This window comes from Microbispora sp. NBRC 16548 (assembly GCF_030268985.1).
GTDB classification, from domain to species: Bacteria; Actinomycetota; Actinomycetes; order Streptosporangiales; family Streptosporangiaceae; genus Microbispora; species Microbispora catharanthi.
Map to the genome: position 1 here is coordinate 433,406 of NZ_BSSF01000007.1, position 19,735 is coordinate 453,140.

General features: G+C 71.7%; 21 protein-coding genes. 10 read left to right on the top strand and 11 right to left on the bottom strand.

Annotation, left to right across the window (positions count from 1 at the left end; all coding sequences use genetic code 11):
• Positions 1 to 162: 162 nt before the first annotated feature.
• Positions 163 to 843 carry a TenA family protein gene (locus QSK36_RS22260; RefSeq protein WP_183540168.1) on the top strand — a complete coding sequence of 227 codons (681 nt, stop codon included), beginning with the start codon at positions 163 to 165 and terminating at the stop codon, positions 841 to 843.
• On the opposite strand, the gene QSK36_RS22265 is transcribed toward QSK36_RS22260, so the two are convergent.
• The gene (locus tag QSK36_RS22265; protein WP_183540166.1) at positions 840 to 1,280 is read right to left on the bottom strand and encodes an SRPBCC family protein; all 441 of its coding nucleotides are present in this window, start codon (positions 1,278 to 1,280) and stop codon (positions 840 to 842) included. The genes QSK36_RS22260 and QSK36_RS22265 overlap by 4 nt on opposite strands.
• Positions 1,281 to 1,324: 44 nt before the next feature.
• The gene (locus tag QSK36_RS22270; protein ID WP_285783741.1) at positions 1,325 to 2,401 is read right to left on the bottom strand and encodes a winged helix DNA-binding domain-containing protein; all 1,077 of its coding nucleotides are present in this window, start codon (positions 2,399 to 2,401) and stop codon (positions 1,325 to 1,327) included.
• A gap of 46 nt (positions 2,402 to 2,447) precedes the next feature.
• Here QSK36_RS22270 and QSK36_RS22275 point away from each other — a divergent pair, with 46 nt between their 5' ends.
• A complete protein-coding gene (locus QSK36_RS22275; protein ID WP_285783742.1) occupies positions 2,448 to 3,551 on the top strand; it encodes a helix-turn-helix domain-containing protein in 1,104 nt (367 codons plus the stop codon).
• Positions 3,552 to 3,664: 113 nt separating this feature from the next.
• Entirely contained in the window at positions 3,665 to 5,659 is a 1,995-nt protein-coding gene (locus tag QSK36_RS22280) for a phosphocholine-specific phospholipase C (RefSeq protein ID WP_285783743.1), read from the top strand.
• Positions 5,660 to 5,680: 21 nt separating this feature from the next.
• On the opposite strand, the gene QSK36_RS22285 is transcribed toward QSK36_RS22280, so the two are convergent.
• Positions 5,681 to 6,241 (bottom strand): Dps family protein, encoded by a 561-nt coding sequence (locus tag QSK36_RS22285; protein ID WP_183540944.1) that lies wholly within the window; start codon positions 6,239 to 6,241, stop codon positions 5,681 to 5,683.
• Positions 6,242 to 6,357: 116 nt separating this feature from the next.
• Here QSK36_RS22285 and modA point away from each other — a divergent pair, with 116 nt between their 5' ends.
• Complete coding sequence (gene modA, locus QSK36_RS22290; RefSeq protein ID WP_285783744.1) at positions 6,358 to 7,116, top strand: molybdate ABC transporter substrate-binding protein; 759 nt, start codon at positions 6,358 to 6,360, stop codon at positions 7,114 to 7,116.
• Here modA and QSK36_RS22295 read toward each other — a convergent pair.
• The gene (locus QSK36_RS22295) at positions 7,097 to 8,554 is read right to left on the bottom strand and encodes an MFS transporter (RefSeq protein WP_285783745.1); all 1,458 of its coding nucleotides are present in this window, start codon (positions 8,552 to 8,554) and stop codon (positions 7,097 to 7,099) included. The genes modA and QSK36_RS22295 overlap by 20 nt on opposite strands.
• A gap of 42 nt (positions 8,555 to 8,596) precedes the next feature.
• Between QSK36_RS22295 and QSK36_RS22300 the strand changes: the two genes are divergently transcribed.
• Entirely contained in the window at positions 8,597 to 9,433 is an 837-nt protein-coding gene (locus tag QSK36_RS22300) for an alpha/beta fold hydrolase (protein ID WP_285783746.1), read from the top strand.
• A gap of 25 nt (positions 9,434 to 9,458) precedes the next feature.
• Here QSK36_RS22300 and QSK36_RS22305 read toward each other — a convergent pair whose 3' ends face one another.
• Genes QSK36_RS22305 through QSK36_RS22320 form a run of 4 tightly spaced genes read right to left on the bottom strand, consistent with a single transcriptional unit; the run spans position 9,459 to position 11,456 of the window.
• The gene (locus QSK36_RS22305; RefSeq protein ID WP_285783747.1) at positions 9,459 to 9,830 is read right to left on the bottom strand and encodes a hypothetical protein; all 372 of its coding nucleotides are present in this window, start codon (positions 9,828 to 9,830) and stop codon (positions 9,459 to 9,461) included.
• Positions 9,831 to 9,853: 23 nt separating this feature from the next.
• A complete protein-coding gene (locus QSK36_RS22310; protein WP_139577152.1) occupies positions 9,854 to 10,222 on the bottom strand; it encodes a roadblock/LC7 domain-containing protein in 369 nt (122 codons plus the stop codon).
• A 38-nt stretch (positions 10,223 to 10,260) separates the two neighbouring features.
• Positions 10,261 to 11,070, bottom strand: a complete 810-nt coding sequence (locus QSK36_RS22315) for a MarR family transcriptional regulator (protein ID WP_285783748.1) — start codon at positions 11,068 to 11,070, stop codon at positions 10,261 to 10,263.
• Between the two features lie 14 nt (positions 11,071 to 11,084).
• Entirely contained in the window at positions 11,085 to 11,456 is a 372-nt protein-coding gene (locus QSK36_RS22320; protein ID WP_139576883.1) for a roadblock/LC7 domain-containing protein, read from the bottom strand.
• A gap of 207 nt (positions 11,457 to 11,663) precedes the next feature.
• On the opposite strand from QSK36_RS22320, the gene QSK36_RS22325 reads away from it, so the two are divergent.
• Positions 11,664 to 12,200 carry a 2-thiouracil desulfurase family protein gene (locus QSK36_RS22325; RefSeq protein ID WP_285783749.1) on the top strand — a complete coding sequence of 179 codons (537 nt, stop codon included), beginning with the start codon at positions 11,664 to 11,666 and terminating at the stop codon, positions 12,198 to 12,200.
• On the opposite strand, the gene QSK36_RS22330 is transcribed toward QSK36_RS22325, so the two are convergent.
• Positions 12,175 to 13,401, bottom strand: coding sequence for a DUF4032 domain-containing protein (locus QSK36_RS22330; RefSeq protein WP_183540150.1), 1,227 nt, complete (start codon positions 13,399 to 13,401; stop codon positions 12,175 to 12,177). The genes QSK36_RS22325 and QSK36_RS22330 overlap by 26 nt on opposite strands.
• A 56-nt stretch (positions 13,402 to 13,457) precedes the next feature.
• On the opposite strand from QSK36_RS22330, the gene QSK36_RS22335 reads away from it, so the two are divergent.
• Positions 13,458 to 15,032: a DUF885 domain-containing protein gene (locus QSK36_RS22335; RefSeq protein ID WP_285783750.1), complete on the top strand. Its 1,575-nt coding sequence runs from the start codon at positions 13,458 to 13,460 to the stop codon at positions 15,030 to 15,032.
• A 4-nt stretch (positions 15,033 to 15,036) separates the two neighbouring features.
• Here the strand turns inward: QSK36_RS22335 and QSK36_RS22340 are convergent, their stop codons facing one another.
• Entirely contained in the window at positions 15,037 to 15,678 is a 642-nt protein-coding gene (locus QSK36_RS22340) for a class II aldolase/adducin family protein (protein WP_285783751.1), read from the bottom strand.
• Positions 15,679 to 15,725: 47 nt separating this feature from the next.
• Here QSK36_RS22340 and QSK36_RS22345 point away from each other — a divergent pair, with 47 nt between their 5' ends.
• Complete coding sequence (locus QSK36_RS22345; RefSeq protein ID WP_182899408.1) at positions 15,726 to 15,998, top strand: 4a-hydroxytetrahydrobiopterin dehydratase; 273 nt, start codon at positions 15,726 to 15,728, stop codon at positions 15,996 to 15,998.
• A gap of 7 nt (positions 15,999 to 16,005) precedes the next feature.
• On the opposite strand, the gene QSK36_RS22350 is transcribed toward QSK36_RS22345, so the two are convergent.
• The gene (locus tag QSK36_RS22350) at positions 16,006 to 16,869 is read right to left on the bottom strand and encodes a nitroreductase/quinone reductase family protein (protein WP_285783752.1); all 864 of its coding nucleotides are present in this window, start codon (positions 16,867 to 16,869) and stop codon (positions 16,006 to 16,008) included.
• Between the two features lie 66 nt (positions 16,870 to 16,935).
• Between QSK36_RS22350 and QSK36_RS22355 the strand changes: the two genes are divergently transcribed.
• Positions 16,936 to 17,397, top strand: a complete 462-nt coding sequence (locus QSK36_RS22355) for a MarR family winged helix-turn-helix transcriptional regulator (RefSeq protein ID WP_285783753.1) — start codon at positions 16,936 to 16,938, stop codon at positions 17,395 to 17,397.
• A gap of 116 nt (positions 17,398 to 17,513) precedes the next feature.
• Complete coding sequence (locus QSK36_RS22360; RefSeq protein WP_285783754.1) at positions 17,514 to 19,565, top strand: HNH endonuclease signature motif containing protein; 2,052 nt, start codon at positions 17,514 to 17,516, stop codon at positions 19,563 to 19,565.
• Positions 19,566 to 19,735: the final 170 nt, after the last annotated feature.

Here is a 19,735-nt window from a genome sequence, read left to right on the forward strand (position 1 = left end):
CACGCATCAAATTACGGACCTGTTAAGCGCCGGTCAACGGATTCGTCCGCGCGGGTTTCCGCCCGCCCCGTCGCTCGCCCCGGCTGGGCAGGTGGAGACGGACAGCGGGTCTTTGAGATCATCGTGAAACGTTCACGCCGGATCGTCGGGGAGGGATGGCGGATGAGCGAGCGAAGCGAGCGAATCGATGAGCACAACGAGGAACCGGAGTCGAGGGCGCCGTTCAGCGCGTGGCTGCGGTCGCAGAGCGAGCCCGACTGGACGGCGGTGGTCACGCACCCCTTCGCGGAGGCGATCGGGAGCGGCACCGCCGACATGCGCCGCTATCTGGAGCAGGACTTCCAGTTCGTGGACGCCTTCACGGCGCTGCTCGGCGCCGCGGTCGCCGCAGCCGACACCTTCGAGTCGCGGGCGGCCGTGGGCCGCTTCCTCGGGCAGACAGTCGCCGACACCGAGCGGGGCTACTTCCACCGCGCGCTCGCCGAGCTCGGCGGTGAGCCGGCCCCGCCCACGCTGGAGCCGGTGACGATCGAGTTCCGGGCCCTGATGGACGAGGTGCGCCGCAGCCAGGACTATCCGCTGATCCTGGCGGTGCTGTGTGTGGCCGAGTGGACCTACCTCGGCTGGGCCTCGCGGACCGCCGGGCTCCCGGAGGGCTTCGTCCACAGGGAGTGGATCGAGCTGCACAGCGGGCCGGAGTTCGAGGCGTGGGTGGGCTTCCTGCGCGGCGAGCTCGACCGGCTCGGCCCCGGCCTCGACGAGAACGGCCGGGCCCGGGTGCTCGACGTCTTCCGCCGGGCGACCACCCTGGAGCGCGGCTTCTTCGACATGGCGCTCGGTTAGGCACGTAGGGCGAGGACGGCGAGGCGGCGCAGGGACAGGCGCAGGAAGACCGCGCTCACCGGCCCGGCGACCCGCCAGCCGATCCGCCCGGCCAGGCCGAGGGGCACGTGGAGGTGCTCCTCCCAGATGATCCTGCTTCCGCCGCCGGGACGGGGCAGGACGTGGAACCGCCCGACGCCGCGTACGACACGGCCGGTGTGGCGGACCTCCACCTCGTGCGGAGGACGCCAGCCGGTGACGTCCATCGTGTCCACGAACGACAGCGGGCCCACCCCGGTGGCCGCCGCGAGTCTGCTGCCCCTGCTGCGGCCGTCGCCGGCGACCACCCAGGCCCGGGTCAGCAGCATCCACTCGTGGTGCCGGGGCCAGTCGGTCAGCACGGCGAAGATTCGCTCCGGGCTCGCCTGCGCGTCCACCGTGACCGAGAGGTTCTCCACCTCGTAGGTCCTACCCAGGAAAGCGTCCTTACCAGGAAGGCGTTCTACCCCAGAAAGCGGATGTCGCGTGCGGGGGCGTCGCCCGCCGCGAACTCCAGCAGGCGCTCGCCCTCGGCCGCCAGCGCGTCGCGGGTGGCGGGGCCGAGCGGCTCGAACGGCGCGATCGCCAGGACCGCGGTCTTCCCATCCCGCTCGATCCGCCACAACCCCGCGACGAAACCGTCGACCAGGATCGTCGCGCGGATGATCCCGTTGACTGTGAAGACCCGCGGGCGGTGCTCCTCGGCCATCACCCGCGTCCGGTCGGCGTGCGAGAGCAGCAGGTTGTCGAACTCGGGCAGGAACCGCACCGGCGCCTCGGCGTCCGGCCCGGGCAGCGGCGCTCCGGGCAGGTCGAACAGCTCCACTCCGCTTTCGTCCCGGTAGGTGACCAGGTCGAGGCCCTTGACGACAGAGCGCAGCCCGGTCAGGCCCGACCAGGTCTGCATGTCCTTCACCGACGCCGGTCCGAAGGCACGCAGGTAACGCAGCACCATCTCACCGGCGGCCGAGCCGTCGCCGAGCGGGCGGCCCAGCCACGACTCGGCGGGGACGTGCCGCGCCTGGCCCGAGGCGCCCCACACGCCGCGCGGCGGGACCTGGACCAGCGGCACGACCGCGCGTACGGCCTGGGCCAGCGCGTCGCGGCCCGGCCACCGCTCGCCGAGCAGTTCCTCCAGTTCGGCGAAGCTCAGCGGCCGCTCCTCCATCAGGGCACGGGCGGCGCTCGCCAGCTCGCCGAGATCCACCCCGTCCAGCCGCCTGCCGTAAGACGTGCGCAGCCACCGCTCGAGGAGCGGCTGCATGACCGGGCGCAGGGCGAGGCAGTCGTCGGCGCTGACGAGGTGGATGGTGCCGCGCATCAGCGCGATCCGTACGGCCGTGCGGTCGGTGAGCAGCCCGGCCAGGTCCTCGTGCCGGAAGTCCAGCAGGCGGGTCCACAGGCCGACGTAGGCTGGGAGAGGAGCCTGCGACTGCATGCCCACCAGGTGCTCGATCACGGCCAGAGCCTTGGCGTCGTGGCGGCGCAGCAGCATCTGGCGGTCGAGCAGCGCGCGGTTGAGCATACGTCGGGTCAGCACGCCGCAAACATAACGCCCGGCACCGACAGAACCGGGGGTGCCACTAATGATCACTATTGACGTCCCGCTGTGGGCCGCCCGCCTGCGGGCGCTGCGCCGCGGCCGGCTGTGGAGCCGCCGGGACCTGGAAGAACGGCTGACCGAAGCCGCGGGGGAGACCGAGCCCGGCCTGCCCGCGGACGCGGTGCGCGCATGGGAGGCGGGGGCACGGCGGCCGGACCCCGGCCACGCGGAACTGCTGTGCCGCGCGTTCGGCGCGGACGAGGCGGACCTGTTCGTCGGGCCCGGGTCGGGCACCACCCTGTGGCACCACGTGACCGGCATTCCGCTGATGCCGGGCCTGTTCCCCGAAGAGGAGGAGGAGCGGGTCGGCCGGGCCATCGAGCGTCCCTGGCGTGCCGACGCCGGCACGGCCGGCTACTTCGAGCGGGTGCTCGACGCCTGCGCCGTGCCGCACGCGCGGCCCGCCGATCTCGCGGCGGCGCTGCGGCCCGTCTTCGCGGGCATCGAGGCGTTCCGCCGTGACGCCAGGCCGTCCGCGCGGGGGCCGCTGCTCGCGCTCGCCACCCGGGACGCGGAGCTGATCAGCGGGATGGAGCACGAGGCGGGTGACGCCCGGGGGGCGCGGGCCTGGTCCGACCGGGCGATCCGCGAGGCGCGCGAGACCGGCGACACCCTCACCGAGGTCTTCGCGCTGATCCAGCGGGCCGAGCTGGTCGACGCCGCCGAGCCGGGCGAGATCGTCGAGGCGGCCGTGGCCGCCCGCGAGCGCACGGGCGTGCCGGCGGAGGTCGGGACGCTGTCACGGCGGCACGAGGCCCGGGCGCACGCGCTGGCGGGTGAGGTGGAGCTGTGCCACCGCTGCCTTGAGGAGTGCCTGGAGGAGTCGGGCGAGACGGGGGCGGAGCTGTGCGCGGGCTGCCTGGTCGACCTCGGCCGGCCGGGCGGCGCCATCGAGATGCTGGAGGGCGAGCCGGCCCCGTCCGCGCCCGCGTACCTCGCGGCGTACGTGCTGGCCCGCAAGGCGCACGCGTACGCCGAGGCGCACGAGCGGGACCAGGCGGCCGACCTCGCCCGGCAGGCGCTTTCACTGGCCCGCCGTGCCGGGGCCGCCCGGGCCCTGCGGGAGCTGGGCCGCGTCCACCTGTGACGGGCCTCAGTGGCCTCAACTGATCCATTCCCCGTCTGGGCCGAATCGCCGGGGCGCGTGAGGCCTTGTTAGGTTGTGGGCGTTTCGCCTGATTTTTTCCTGAAGGGGCGCCCATGCCGGCCGGATCCTCCTTGCCGCCCTCCCTGCTCCGGGCGCTGGCCCGGCCGGTCCCGCCGGGGAGCCTGGCCGACGTCGAGCACGTCGTCTTCGTCATGCTGGAGAACCGCTCGTTCGACCACTACTTCGGCCGGATGCGCGGGGTGCGGGGGTTCGGTGACCGCAACGCGGTGTCCACCCGGGCGTGGCGGCCGATCTTCGAACAGGACGGCGTGCTGCCCTTCTCCGTACGGGAGGCGGCCGAGCGGGCGGGGGCGGACCCGATGCTGCTCGACACGCACGACCACACCTGGCTCGGCACCCAGAACGCCTGGGCCATGGGCTGGAACGACGCCTGGGTGCCCAGCAAGGGGCCCGGCTCGATGGCCTACTACGACCGGCGCGACCTGCCCTTCCACTACGAGCTGGCCGACACGTTCACGATCTGCGACGCCTATCACTGCTCGCTGCTGACCTCGACGACCCCCAACCGCAACTACCACATCTCGGGTTACACGGGCTACGAGCCGGGCACCCGGCAGCGCGCGCTGGACAACGTCGCGTCCGAGGGGGCGGAGGGGCATCCGGGCTACGACTGGGTCACCGTGCCCGAGCTGCTGACGCGGGCCGGGCACACCTGGCAGGTGTACCAGGAGTGGGACAACTACGAGTGCAACAACCTGGAGTTCTTCCGGCCGTTCGCGGCCGTGATGGACCGGATCGGGCTGGGCAGCATGCGCTCGTTCTACGAGAAGGTGCGGGCGGCGGAGGACCCGGCGCCGTTGCTCGCGGAGCTGGCGGAGCGGGTGGCCGCCCTGGAGCCGGCCGACCGCGACCTCTACGACCGGGCGCTGCGCCGCGCCCCCGCGGGTGGCCTGGGGGAGTGGTTCGCCGCCGACGTGGCCGCAGGGCACCTGCCCGCGGTGTCGTACGTCGTGCCCTCGCTGGCCGACTCCGAGCACCCCGAGGGGTCGTCGGCCGTGGAGGGCGGGCGGGTCGTCCACACGCTGCTCGACGCGCTGGGGTCCCACCCCGAGGTCTGGGCGCGTACCGCTCTGTTCGTCACCTACGACGAGAACGACGGATTCTTCGACCACGTGCCGCCGCCGGTCCCGCCCGACGGCACCCCGGAGGAGTTCGTCGGCGGGCGTCCGATGGGCCTCGGCGTGCGCGTACCCATGATCGTCGTGTCGCCGTGGAGTGTGGGCGGCAACGTCTGCTCCGAGACGTTCGACCACACCTCGACCGTACGGTTCCTGGAGCGCCGGTTCGGGATCACGGCGCCCATCGGCGAATGGCGGCGCCGGGTGGCGGGCGACCTCACCTCCGCCTTCGACTTCGCCACGCCCACGGCCCCGCCTCCCGTGCCGCCTCCCGTGGAGACCGTCGCCGGCCCGCAGCCGTCTCCGGCCGGACACCGGTGGTATCCGCAGGTGCCGGCCGAGCAGCGGATGCCGGTGCAGGAGCCGGGGGCCAAGCCCGCCCGCGCCCTGCCCTACCAGCCGGACGCGGAGGCGGTGGTGCGCGGACGGTCCGTGGAGATCGCGATGCGCAACTCCGGCGCGGCCTCCGCCCACTTCATCCTGTACGGCCACCTCGGCGAAGTCGCCAAGCCGATGCACTTCGACGTGCTCGGCGCGGCGGAGGAGGTGGTCTACTTCCCCTGCCCGTCGTACGACCTGGTGCTCGTCGGGCCGAACGGGTTCCGCCGGGAGTTCCGCGGCGGGACGGCCGACCCGGTGGAGGTGACCGGCGGGATCGACGCCGCCGCCCGCGCCGTCGTGATCGCCGTGGCGAACCGGGGCGCCTTCCCCGCCGAGGTGTCGGTCACGCCGCTGGCGTACGGAGGCGCGGCGCGTACGGTCCGGATCGCGCCGGGAGACACCGCCCGCCTGGAGTGGCACGCGCCCACGGGGTGGTACGACCTGATGATCGGGGTGGCGGGCCACGACGGGTTCGCCCGGCGGCTGATGGGACACATCGAGAACGGCCGCCCGAGCGTCACGGGGTGACGCCCGGGCCGGGAACGCGGGTCAGGCGCGGACGAGCGGCGTGTCCACGAGGTGCTCGGCGAGGAACCACGCCTGCAGCTCGCCCGTGCGGATGACCTCGGAGACGAGCAGGTCGTTGGTGCCGTCGTCGCCCATCTCGGCCGCCCGGGAGGCGGCGTCGTGCGCGGCGACCAGGATCGTCTCGTGCGCCTCCAGGAGCCGGGAGAGCATGGCGGGCACCTCCTCCACGCCGTCCGGCGGCCGCGGGATCACGGTCATCTCCGCCACCTGGCGCGGATCGCCGACCGCGACGCCGCCGAGGGTCTGGATGCGTTCGGCGACGGCGTCGATGATCGGCAACTGCTCGCTCGCATGCTTGTCGAGCAGCAGGTGAAGCTGGTAGAACGTCGGCCCTCGCATGAGCCAGTGGTGCTTCTTGTAGAGGTTGTAGAGGATCTGCGAGTCGGCGAGGATCTGGTTGAGCCGCTGACAGGAGTATTCCCGCGTCTCCCTCGGCAGCCCGACCGGGAAGTCCCGCACGGTCCCGAACGCCTGTATCTCGGTGCCCCTCTGGTGGAGCCAGGGCTGGCTGCTCTCACGCATTCTGGAGGAAGGGTTGACGCTCAAGATGTCTCTCCTCACTCAGTCGGTTTATGTCTAATAGGGAGTCTTTCGCCAGGCATGACCTCTAAACGCCTCCTTAGGGCATATATCCCAAGGTGAACCATGTCACACCGCCGACCTGCGCGGCGCTCGCGTTGGTGCTGCTCGCGGCGACCGGCTGCGGGGGCGGCGGAAGGCAGACGCTCACCGTGTTCGCCGACGCCTCGCTCACCGGGACGTTCGGCTCGCTCGGCAAGACGTTCGAGGCCGCCCACCCCGGCGTCGCCGTCCGGTTCGACTTCGGCGGCAGCGGCGCGCTGGCGCAGCGGATCGCGCGGGGTGCGCCGGCCGACCTGTTCGCCGCGGCCGGCACGGCGGCCATGCGCGGGTCGGGGGCGCCCAGCCCGCGGGTCTTCGCGCGCGACAGCCTCCAGATCGCCGTGCCGAAGGGCAACCCGGCCCACGTCGCGGGCCTGAAGGACCTGACCGTTCCCGGCGTCAGGGTGGCCCTGTGCGCCGAGTCGGCGCCGTGCGGGGCGGGCGCCCGCACGGCGCTCGCCGCAGCCGGAGTCACCGTCACGCCCATCGGCCCGGATCAGAACGGCAAGGCGCCGGACGCCGCCAAGGTGCTGGCAAAGGTGCGGCTCGGCGAGGCGGACGCGGCGCTGGTCTACCGTACGGACGTCAGAGCGGCGGCGGGAGCGGTGGAGGGCGTGGACCTCCCCGGGGCGGCCAGGGCGGTCGAGGACTATCTCATCGCGACCGTCCCCGGGACCGAGCGCCTCGCCCTGACCCGGGAGTTCGTCGACCTCGTCCTGTCCGACGAGGGCCGCAAGGTCCTCGGAGGTGCCGGCTTCACCCCCGTGACAGGGTGACCTGCGGGCCTTCCGTGAGCCGCGCCGCCGTACGCTCGGCCGTGGCCCTGGCCCAGCGGCCGGTCGTCAGGAGGGCGACCGCCAGCACGATCAGCCCGTACAGGGCATTGACGCGGTAGGCCGCGTGCGCGGCCGGGACGAATGCCGCGTCGGCGCCGGCGCCCGAGACCACCGACCCCGCGATGGCCACGCCGAGCGACTGGCCGACCTGCCTGCTGGTCGAGGCGACCGCGGCGGCCACGCCCGCCTGCGCGAGCGGCATCCCGGAGACCGCGGTGTTGGTGATCGGGGGGTTGAGCATGCCGAACCCGACACCGAAGACCACGTAGATCCCGAGCAGCAGGGGGAGCGGCGTGGTGAGCGTCACCTGGGACAGCAGCGCCCCGGCGGCGGCCAGGCACACGCCCGCGACGACGGACGGCACGCGCGGGCCGCGGGTGCCGACGAGCCGGCCCGACAGCGGCCCCACGATCGTCGTCGTCACCGCGACCGGCAGCGTGCACAGCCCCGCGGCGAGGGCGGAAAGCCCGCGATGGCTCTGCAGGTAGAGCGTGTTGAGGAACAGGAAGGCCCCCAGGCCGCCGAAGCCCGACACCGCCATGACGGCCGCGCCCGAGAACGGCGCGCTGCGGAAGAACCGCATGTCGATGAGGGGTTCGGGCCTGCGCAGTTCCCAGACGACCAGCGCGGCCAGGGCCGCCGCCGCGACGACGAAGCAGACGCCGCTCACGGCGGGGCCCGCGGCCCGGCCCTCGATGATCCCGTACGTGAGCGTGCCGAGCAGGACGATGACCAGCACCTGCCCGACCGGGTCGATCCTCCGTGCCGAGGGCGCCTTGGACTCCGGGACGAAGCGCCAGGTCAGGAACAGTGCGAGCAGGCCGATGGGCACGTTGATCCAGAAGATGGCCCGCCAGCCGACCGTGTCGGTGAGCAGGCCGCCGACGACCGGTCCGAGCGCCATGCTGACGCCGACCACGCCGCCCCACACGCCGATCGCCTGGGCCCGCTCCCTGCGGTCGGTGAACGTGTTCGTGATGATCGACATGGCCACGGGGTTGAGCATCGACCCGCCTACGGCCTGGACGATCCGGGCGGCCACCAGCCAGCCCAGGCTCGGGGCGAGGCTGCACAGCAGCGACCCGGCCGTGAAGATCACCAGACCGGTCTGGAATGTGCGGCGGCGGCCCACCCGGTCGGCCGTCGAGCCGGCCAGCATCAGCAGGCTCGCGAGCGTCAGCGTGTAGGCGTCCACCGTCCACTGGAGGCCGGAGACCGGCGCGTGCAAATCGTGCCCGAGCGACGGCAGGGCGACGTTGACGATCGTGTTGTCGAGAGACACGATGAGCAGGCTCATGCAGCAGATGAGGAGAACAAGTATCCGCCGTCGGCGGGTCATTTGCGACACCACACCACACAACCGTACAGATCTGGTCATGTAGCGCTTGCGGCAGGGCAAACCGAATGAAATTCTGCCCGCATGCATGCGACGGCGAACGGCATCGAGATCTGCTACGAGGTGTTCGGCGAGCCCGGGGGACGTCCGGTCCTCCTCATCATGGGGCTCGGAGCACAGATGATCGGCTGGCCAGAGGAGCTGATCGAGCTGCTGGCGGAGTCCGGCCACCGGGTCGTCCGGTTCGACAACCGGGACGCGGGTCTGTCCACCCACTTCACCCCGGCGGACGGCCTCGCGCCGGCCCCGTCGTACACGCTGGACGACATGGCCGACGACACGGCCGGCCTGATGGACGTGCTGGGCTGGGAGAACGCCCACGTGGTGGGCGCGTCGATGGGCGGCATGATCGCCCAGGCCCTCGCCATCCGCCACCCCGCCCGGGTCCGTACGCTGACCTCGATCATGTCCACGCCCGGGCCCCGCGTGGGGCGGGCGACCGAGGCGGCCATGACCGTGCTGATGGCGCCCCCCGCGCAGGACCGCGACGAGGCGATCGCCCGCGCCGTCGCGACCGCGCGGGTCGTCGGCTCTCCCGGCTACGAGATGGACGTCGAGCGCGTCACCCGGGTGGCCGCGGAGGCTTACGACCGGGCGTTCGATCCCGCGGGCACCGCCCGGCAGTTCACCGCCATCCGGATCTCCGGCGACCGTACGGAGGGACTGCGTGGGCTCTCGGTGCCCGCGCTGGTGATCCACGGCGAGGACGACCCGCTGGTCACCCTCGAAGGCGGAACCGCGACCGCGGACGCCATCCCCGGCGCGAAGCTGCTGACCTTCCCGGGGATGGGCCACGATCTGCCCCGCCCGCTCTGGCCGGTCATCGCGGAGGCGATCACAGAGCTGACCGGGCGGGGCTGAGCGGGCGGGGCTGACCAGGCGGGATTCAGATCTCGAGCTTGTCCTCGATCGCGCGGAGCTGGTGCCGGGCCATCGCGAGGTTGGCCCGGTTGCGGTCGAGGGCGAGGTAGAGGAATAAGCCCTTGCCGCCGCGGCCGGTCAGCGGCCGGATGATGTGATACTGCGCGCCCAGCGTGATGAGGATGTCCTCGATCCCGTCGTTGAGCTTGAGGGCGTCGATCGCGCGGAGCTTGGCCTTGACCACCTCCGTGTTGGCCGCGGCGGCCACTTGGAGGTCGAGGTCCTTGGAGCCGCCGAGCGTGCCCAGCGCCATCCCGCTCCCGTAGTCGGCCACCGCCGCGCCGACCGCGCCGTCGATGGTCAGCATCTCCTTCAGCGAGACGTCCATGTTCGCCATGTCTCTTCTCCTGTTCTGGTTTGTCATCCGCGTTCGACGATGGCGGCGATCTTGTTCGCCGCCCTGCGTCCCTCGATCCGGAGCAGGCCGAGATTGGCTCCCTGACCCGCGAGAACGGTGAGGACGATCGTGGGGCCCGCGGCGTAGCACGCGGTGTGTCCCTGGGTGCCGGAGATCAGCGTCTCCTCCAGCCGCCCGATCCTGGCGAGGTCGGTCATCTTCCGGCTCAGCGACAGCAGCGCCGACGTGAGCGCCGCGGTCTGCTCGGTGTCGGCGGCCAGGTCCGTCGTCACGAGCATGCCGTCGATCGTGCAGGTGAGCGCTCCGGTGATCTCGGGTGCCCGTTGCCGCAGGACGACCAGTTCCTCATGTATGTCGTGGCGCAGATCCACCGAGACACCCTTTCCGGCCCGCTTGAGCCATCCGATCACTACAGCGCCTCCAGCGCGTCACGCAGCCTGAGCAGCAGGTTCACGTCTGTCGCGTCGCCGTTGACCTGGGGGAGTCCCGAGCCGGCACGCCCGGGCTCCCTCGGCGGTGCGGGCGACTTGGGCGTGCGCTTGGGCAGTGCCGCCGTCTCGCCCGTCATCACCAGACCGGCCGCCGCGAGCTCCCGTACGGCCAGCAGCGTGGAGTAGGCCGGACGCCCGAGGCGGCGGGCCAGCTCGACCGGCGTGGCGGTGGAGTCCGCGGCGAGCAGCAGCTCCCACTGCAGCCGGGTGAGAAGCGCGTGCGTGCCCGGGATCTGCCGCAGGGGCGTCACCGGCCGCGCGTCCAGCTCCTCCGAGGGCCAGGCCCGCTCCAGCCGGGCCCGGCGCCTGGCGCACTCGCGCAGCAGCCCGGGGACGTCGAAGAACCAGTGGACCCCGAGCCAGTGGGCGTCGCTCTCCCTGAACCTGGTCCGGACCGTTCTCGACGTGAGCAGGAAGAACGCCGCGTCGAGCGTGGCGGACAGCATGCAGAACTCCAGCTCACCCCGGCTGAGCACCCCTCTGTCCACGAGCAGGGCGCCGCCGTCGCCGCCGGAACCGGACTCCTGCCGCGCGTGCCGCATCCCGTTCGCGCTGATCCGGCCCGACGCGCCGAGCAACTCCTCCACACCGGGCGTGGCCGCGCACTCCACGTACGACACCCGGCCGCGGACGTAGTAGACCGTGCCCTCCTTGCCCACCCGCAGTGAGCCGGTGGCCTCGTCCTGGGCGAGGCCGGTGAGCACGGAGTCGAGAGTCGGGGCGGCCACCGGTCAGGCTCCCATCAGGAGGCGACCAGCTCGTCCGTGATGGTGCGCAGCCGCCGCCGTGCCAGGGCGAGGTTCGACCGCTCCACGTCCAGGCGTACGCACAGCAGCAGCGGGCCGTCGAACATCATCTCCATGGGCCGCACCAGGTGGTAGGCCGAGCCCGTGGTGACGATCACGTCCTCGATCCGGAAACCCGTCTCCTGGGAGGCCATCGCGATCCCGTCGAGCGTGGCGCGGTACGCCTCGCTGAGCCCCGCGGCCGCCCTTCCGGGGTCGGGGATCCCCTTTCCCGCGACGGCCATGCCGCTGGTGTGGTCCACGAGAATGGCGCCGAGCGCGCCCGGGATCGACATGGCCTCGGAGAGGCAGTCCTCTATCCCGATCAACTCGTAACTCCTCGCCTCGCCGGTACAGCGCGGCCAACACTAGAGGAGCAGGTGGACGGGTCACCCGAGCCGGAAACGGCGGGGATAAACGGATTAGTCCCGAGGAATAAGAATTCTTCTTCCCGGAATGGAAATCCCGATTTTCATGAAATTTCCTCGTATCGGGGATGGCGCGCGCACCGCCGTACGGCGGCCAGAATGGGAGGCGTGGAGCGGATTCTCGTCAGCGCCTGCCTGCTCGGCAGCCGGGTGCGGTACGACGGCGGGGCCAAGACCAGCGACGACGACCTGCTCGCCCGCTGGCGCGCGGAGGGGCGGCTGGTGCGGTTCTGCCCCGAGGTCGAGGGCGGGCTGCCCGTCCCCCGGCCGCCCGCCGAGATCGAGGGCGGCGCGGGCGGCGCGGCCGTCCTGGCGGGCGCGGCCCGGATCCTGACGCCGGAGGGCGACGACGTGACCGCCGCGTTCCTGTCCGGAGCGCAGCAGGCCCTCGCCGTCGCCCGGTCCTTCGGCGTACGGGTCGCGATCCTCAAGGAGGGCAGCCCGTCGTGCGGGTCGCTGCGGATCTACGACGGCAGCCACCGGGGGAGGACCACCCCCGGGCAGGGTGTGACGACGGCGCTGCTGGAGCTGAACGGCATACGCGTCTTCGGCGAGGACCGGATTCCGCAGGCCGCTCAGTATCTGGCGGGCCTCGTCACGGAGACAGTCACGGAGACAGTCACGGAGACAGGGGATCGGACGTGACGATGACGGCCTTCTCGTCGGGCTTGTGCACCAGGACGTTGTCCACGTAGGACCGCACCGCCGCCTCCAGCCCGACGTCCTTGCCCGCGGCCTCCGACATGTACCAGCGGTGGTCGAGCACCTCGTGGAAGAGCTGGGCCGGCTCCAGCTTGCGCCGCAGGTCGGCCGGGATCGCGTTCACCACCGGCTGGAACACCTCGGCCAGCCAGCGGTGGGCCACGATCGCCTCGTCCTCGTGCCGCAGGCCCGTGGACACCCGGAACGAGTCGAGGTCGTTGAGCAGCCGCCTGGCCTGGTTCTCCTCCACGTCGAGGCCGGTCAGGCGCAGCAGGCGGCGCTGGTGGTGCCCGGCGTCCACGACCTTCGGCCGGACGATCAGGCGGGAGGTGCCGGCCTTGCGGCGCACCATCATCTCCGCGACGTCGAAGCCGAGCGAGTTGAGACGGCGCACCCGCTGGTCCACACGGTGCCAGTCGACCTCCTCGATGATCTCGTCCTCGGTCAGCTCGTCCCACAGCCGGTGGTAGCGCTCGACGAGCTGCTCGGAGAAGGCCAGCGGGTCGATGGTCGGGTGGAGCAGCCCGCCCGCCTCCAGGTCGAGCATCTCGCCGTAGATGTTGACGTGCGCCACGTCGATGTCGTGGGCCCGCTGGCCCTCGCTGATCGCCGGGTGGAGCTCACCGGTCTCGGCGTCCACCAGGTAGGCCGCGAACGCCCCGGCGTCCCGCCGGAACAGCGTGTTCGACAGCGAGCAGTCGCCCCAGTAGAAGCCGGTCAGATGGAGCCGTACGAGCAGGACCGCGAGCGCGTCGAGCAGGCGGGTCAGGGTGTCGGGCCGCACCGAGCCCGACAGCACGGCACGGTAGGGCAGCGAGAACTGCAGATGCCGCGTGATCAGGGCGGAGTCCAGTTCGGAGCCGTCCGGGGCGGTCCTGCCGGTGACGATGGCGACCGGCTCGACGGCGGGGGCGTCGTGCCGCGCCAGATCCCACAGGAGCTGATACTCCCGCTTGGCATACCTGGTGCTGATCTCCTTGATCGCGTACACCCGGCCGCTGAGCCGGGCGAAGCGCACCACGTGCCGGGAGATACCGCGGGGCAGCGTCACCAGGTGGTGGACGGGCCACTCTTCGAGGGGGACGTCCCACGGCAGGCGGATCAGGTCGGGGTCGCTGGGGGCGCCGGTGATCTGCAGGGGCACCAATCGCTCCTTATCTGGGGGCTTCCACCCAAGTGTCGCGGATAGAGTCGGGCGCTATGACGCTGGTGGACGAGTTCATCGACTGGTACCTGGCCGAGAACCCGGTCAGGGCGGCCCTCCTGGGGGCCGACGGATACGACCGCACGCTGGGCGACCTCAGCGCGAGCGCCTTCACGGCGCGGGAGCGGGCGGCCGAGGAATGGCTGCGCAAGCTGTCGGAGTCGACGCCCGAGAGTCCCGAGGACGAGATCGACAGGGACCTGGTCGCCGCTCATCTGCGCGGGCAGATCGCGCTGGCCCGCTGGCCGGAGTGGCGGCGCGAACCGGCCGCCTACCTCGGAGTGATCTTCGGGTCGATGTTCACGCCGTTCCAGCAGCGCCTCAAGCCGGAGGCCGAGCTGGTCGACGCTGCCGTCGCGCGGCTGGCCGAGGTGCCCGCCGTGCTCGCCGCCTGCCAGGCCAACCTGGACCCCGATCTCGCCGCCGGCCTGCTCGTCAAGCGCGGCCTCGACCAGGCCCGTACGGGACGCCGCTTCCTGACCGAGACGCTGCCCGCGCTGGTCGGCGATGCGGACCTGCGGGCGCGGCTGGCGCGGGCCGCCGAGCCCGCCGCCGACGCCTTCGACGGGCTGGTCGGCTTCCTGGAGGGCTTCGAGGCCCGCGGCACCTGGCGGATGGGCGAGGAGATCTATTCCGCGCTGCTGCGCGAGCAGGAGATGCTCGGGTATGGCGCCGCCGAGCTGCACGAGAAGGGCCGCCAGGCCTGGGCCGAGCTGGACACGCGGATGACGGAGGTCGCCGCGCGCCTCGGCTCCGGCAGCTGGCGGGAGGCGATGGAGTCGCTCATGGACGACCACCCGCCGACCCTGGAGGCCATGCGCGCCGAGTATGAGGCCGAGACGCTGCGGGCGCGCGAGTTCGTCCACGAGCGCGGGCTGGTGACCTTCCCCGAGGGGGAGGTGTGCCGGGTCGAGCCCTCGCCGGAGTTCCAGCGGCCCATCATCGCCGTGGCCAGCTACCTCGCCCCGCCGCCGCTGTCGTCCTCGCGGGATGGCGTCTTCTTCGTGCCGTACACGCCGGACGGCTTCACCGAGGAGCAGGTGCGGCAGCGGCTGCGGACCAACTCGCGCCCGCAGATGCCCTCGATCAGCGTGCACGAGGGGTATCCCGGCCACCACTGGCACCTGTCCTGGATGGCCGGCAACCCGCACCGCGCCCGCAAGATCTTCCGTACGCCCTACTTCGTGGAGGGCTGGGGGCTCTACGTCGAGAAGCTCATGCACGAGCAGGGCTACTTCGACACGCCCCAGACCGAGCTCGCCCACCTCGACTGCCGCATCTGGCGGGCCGCCCGGATCGTGGTGGACACCGCGCTGCACTGCGACGACATGACGATCGAGCAGGCGGAGGAGTTCCTGACCACGAAGGCGTCGCTGTCGCCGGGCACGGCAGCGGGAGAGGTCAGCCGCTATTGCGCCTGGCCCACGCAGGCGCCCTCCTACCTCACGGGCGCGCTGGAGATCGAGCGCATCAGGGCGGACTACGACGGCGATCTGCGGACCTTCCACGACACGATCGCGGGCTCCGGCGGGCTTCCGCTCGGCCTCGCCCGGAAGGTCGTGCTCGGCTGAGAGTTCAGCCGCTGAGTGCGCGTTCGATGACGGCGGTGAGCTGGTCCTCGGTGAGCACCGTGGGCCGGCCCACGCCGAGAGCGCGGACGTAGACCTCGCACAACCACTCCAGCAGGCGGGTCGCCTCGAACGCCTGCTCCAGGCCGCCGCCGATCGTCACCGCGCCGTGGCTGGCCATCAGGGCGGCCTGCCTGCCCTCGATCGCGGCGATGACGTTGCGCGCCAGCTCCGGCGTGCCGTACGTCGCGTACGGGGCCACGCGGACGGCGCCGCCGAGCAGCAGGGCGTTGTAGTGGATCGGCGGCAGCTCGGTCATGGTCGAGGCGACCACGGTCGCGAAGACCGAGTGGGTGTGCACCACCGCCCTGGCTCCGGTCGCCTCGTACAGCGCGAGATGCATCGGCGTCTCCGAGGAGGGCTTGCGCTCCCCCTCCACGACCCGCCCTTCGAGGTCGACCACGGGGCAGTCCTCCGGGCGCAGCCGGTCGAGCGCCACGCCCGAGGGCGTGACGACGACCAGGTCGCCCTCCCGGGCGCTCAGGTTGCCCGAGGTCCCGATCACCAGGCCGAGAGCCGCCGCCCGCCGGCCGTACTCGCACAGCTCACGCCGCAGCTCGTCCAGCTGCTCGTCCACCTGCTCGTTCACGCCGGCGAATCTACACAATCGGCGGTGTTTCGTGATGTCCTGATGCCATGTACGAGGCTTCCGAGTGGCGCCGCGACGGAGACACGATCCGCAGGACCGTGGTCGCCCGAGATTTCCGTACGGCCATCGCGATCGTGAACGACATCGCCGAGCAGGCCGAGGCCCTGAACCACCATCCCGACATCGACATCCGATGGCGCACCCTCCACCTGGCGCTGACCACCCACGACGCCGGCGGCCTGACCGACCTCGACTACAAGCTCGCCGCCCGCATCGACGCCATCGTGGCCGACCACGAGGCCGGATCGCCGCAGTCCTAGGACGGTCCTAGAGCGCGTTCAGTGCGGCGATGAGCTGTTCCTCCTCGCGGGCGAAGTGGGCCTCCAGCTCGGCCGACAGGCGCGTGAGCCCGGCCTTGACGGTGGCCGGGTCGCCGGAGCCCGCCTCGCCGACCGCCGCGCCCAGGTCCTCCCTGATCCGGGCCAGCCGCACGTGCTCTTCGCGCAGGCGGTCGAGGGTCGGGGCCAGCTCGGGGAAGGCCCGTTCCAGCAGCGGGAAACCTCGCTCGTTCTCGTTGACGTGGTGCTCGTGGAAGGCCGTGCAGAAGGACAGGCAGCGCTCCCGCAGCGCTCCCTCCAGGGCGCGACCCGGCAGGTTCACCGGCGTGCCCGTGGCGAGCCCGTCCTCGACCGCGGCCAGCAGCGCGGCCATCTCCGCCCGCAGTCCGTCGTGGATCCGCACCAGCTCGTCGCCGAGAGCCCGGGCGCGTTCGCGGTCTCGCCGATAAAGGGCGACGACGGGGATGACGCGGGAGGTGTGGGCCTGATAGTCGGCGAAGGCCGGCACCAGCTCGGCCTGGCGGGCGTACATGCGGTCGCGCTCCTCGCCCGACAGCGGTACGGCCGTGGCGGTGAACGTCTCGATCGCCGTTCCGTCACCCGCCTCGACGGTCACCGTGGGATTGGCCAGCAGGTTGTGATACCAGTCCGGGTGGCGTGGCGCGCCCGCGTAGGAGGCGAACACGAGGGTTCTGTCCCCGTCGCGCAGGCAGGCGACCGGGTTCGTCCGGGCGGCGCCCGTTCTGGCGCCGGTGGTCGTCAGCAGGATCAGCGGTGTCCCCTCGAACAGCCCGCCGACCGTGCCGGCGTTTGCCCGGAACTCTTCAATGATCTTGTCGTTCCATTCGGACATGCGACGATGGCTCCTGAGCCTCGGATGTATTTGCTTTGATAGCAAAGCTATTTTGGAGATCAACATATGTCAACGGATGAGGGGCTGAGCCTGGATGAGGGGGTCCGAACCCTCCTGCTGCTGATGCCGCGTCTGGTGGGCCGCGCCAAGCGCATGCCGGTCCCCGAGTCGCTCCGGACGCTCGACCTGGCGCCACGGCACCTGTCGCTGCTGTCCTACCTGCTGTTCGACGGTCCGCTCACGGTGAACGAACTCGCCGCCCGGCTGGAGGTCGCCCCGGCCACCGTGAGCCTGATGGTGAGCGACCTCAGCCGCAAGGGCGTCGTGGACCGGCGCGAAGACGACGCGGACCGCCGCCGCACGATCGTGAGCATCGCCGAGACCAATCGGGAGGCGGTCGACGCCTGGCTCGCTCGCGGCGCCCGTGCCTGGCACAGCGTGCTGGAACCGCTGACGAGCGAGCAGCGGCGCATGTTCGTCGAGACGCTCCGGTCGTACGAGCGAGCCGTCGCCGGTGACGCCAAGTGACGGGTCCGATGCCTGTCCCGCTTGTGATTCCAGGTTATTGCCTCGCGAGCTTGCCGCGCGCTCACGGAGAGTGAAAGAATTAGCACAGAATTTCGAATTGCTTGAAGGAGGGTGTGATGGATCTGTTCGACTTGGATCCCGAGCACCCTCGTCATTCGAATAACTCCGATAGCTCTGACGACTGGTGGGACCGGTTGACCGCCGATTCCCCTCTGTGGTCGTCCGAAGGTTCGCTCGCCCGCGAGCACTTCCCGATCGCCGGCCCCGAGCCGCGACAGGACACGAGCCGGGACACCGCCGACGGCGCGCCCGGCGCCGACAGCGCCGGTGGTTGTGGGGCCGGTGCTGGTCGGGACAAGGGCCGGTCGTCGTGGGTGTTGGTGGGTTCTGTGCGTGAGTCGGCGCAGGCGTTGGGGTTGGCTGCGGTGCCGGACGATGTGGATATCTGTCTTGCCGAGGCTGAGGATCTGTTGTTTGCGCGGGATCGGATCACGTGCGCTCTTGCTGATCGGGTGGGGCGGGTGCATGGTGTGGGGCAGGCCAGGCGGCATGGGCATGCCTCGACCCGCAGTTGGTTGCGTACCGCTGGGGGGATGAGCGTGGCGGGTGCGGGGCGTCTGCTGACTTTGGCGGTGGAGTTGGCGCGTCTGCCGCGGGTGCGGGAGAAGTTCGCCGCCGGGGACTTGGCGGCGGGGGTGGTGGAGGCGATCTGCATGGCCACCGCGCAGTTGAGCGATGAGCACGCCAACCTGGCTGAGCCGATTTTGCTGGAGCTGGCGGGTAAGGCGGGGGCGGCGGAGGTGGCCAAAGCGGGCCGCTACCTGCGGGCGGTGCTGGACCCCGACGGGGAAGAACGCGACGAGCAGGCGGACTACGGGCGGCGGTTCCTGCGGGTCCGCCCCACCAAAGGCGGGGGCGTGGAGGGGGAGTTCTACCTCCCCCGTGAGCCTGCCGCCCGGCTGCTGACCTTGCTCAGCCTGTACGCCAAGCCGAAGGCCGAGGGGGATGATCGGCCGTTGCGGGTCCGCCAGGCGGATGCGTTCATCGCTCATCTGGAGGAGAAGATCGCCGCCGAGCTCCTGGTCCTGGTCACCGCCGAGTCCCTCCCCACCGACCCCGACACCGACCACCCCGAAGACATTGACGACGCCCAGGATGCCCAGGATGCCGAGCGTGCCGAGGACGCGGAGGGCGCCGAGGACTGCCGGGACAGCGAGGACACCAGCGCCACCGGCGACACCGGCGACACCGGAAGCGCTGACGACCCCGGCGACGTCGAAGATGCCAGTGCCAGTGCCCCCGGCGAGATCGGCGGCCCCTGCGACGTAGGCAGCACCAGCGCTGCCGCACCTGCCCAGGATGAGGGCCTGTGCCATCCTGCCGACCCCGCCGACCCTGCCCACCCCGCCGACTGCGGCGACTGCGGGGACGCCGGGGCAGATGCCGGTTCACCTTCGCAGATAGCGCGGCCGGATCCTCCTCCCGAGGATGCCTCCGCGTATCACGCCCACGCCGGGCGCCGGCCTGCGGGGGACTGCAGGCATGGGCAGAGCACGCCTGAGAGCCAAGGCCACGGCCACGAGCATCGGAGGCACGGCAAGGGCGAGGGCGGGTACGGGTGCGGGTGCGGCGGCGAGGCACAGTGCTCGCGTGCGACAGGGACACCGCCGGGGAGGCCGCCGGGCGTGCCGGGACCGGAGCCGGGTAGGCCAGCGGGAACAATCCCAGGGACGACCCCGGGGGCGCTGCTGGGGGCGGCGCCGGGGGTGTTGCTGGCGACCGGGCAGATGCTGCCGGTCTCCAGCGTGCACCGCCTTGCCCGCACCAGCAGCCTGGTGCGCCTGGTCATGGACGCCGAGGGGCAGGTGCTGGACATGGGCCGCAAGGTCCGCCTGGCCACCCCCGCCCAACGCAGGGCCGTCTACGCCCGCTACGCCACCTGCTGGATCGACGGCTGCCCACTACCCGCCACCATGTGCCAGATCGACCACGCCGACAACTGGAGCAACGGCGGCCTCACCGACCTCAAACTGCTCGGCCCCGCCTGCCAGTTCCACAACCGCGACCGCTACCAGCACCCCGACCGCTACACCCGCCGCAAAGCCGGCACCGACCGCTGGGCCTTCACCTACCGCAACCCCACCAGAGCCCGGCGGCTACGGGAATGACGACCAGGGCGATGCGAGTGCCGCTGGTGCGCTGTCCGCAAGGCTTTTCGGGGCCGAGGGGGCGGAGCGGAAGGGAGCGAGGACCGGAGCGAAGGCCCAGCGGAGCGGGCTTCGCGAGGACCGGAGGTTCCTTCCGGCGCAGTGACCGGCCCGGCCAAGGTTTGTGGATC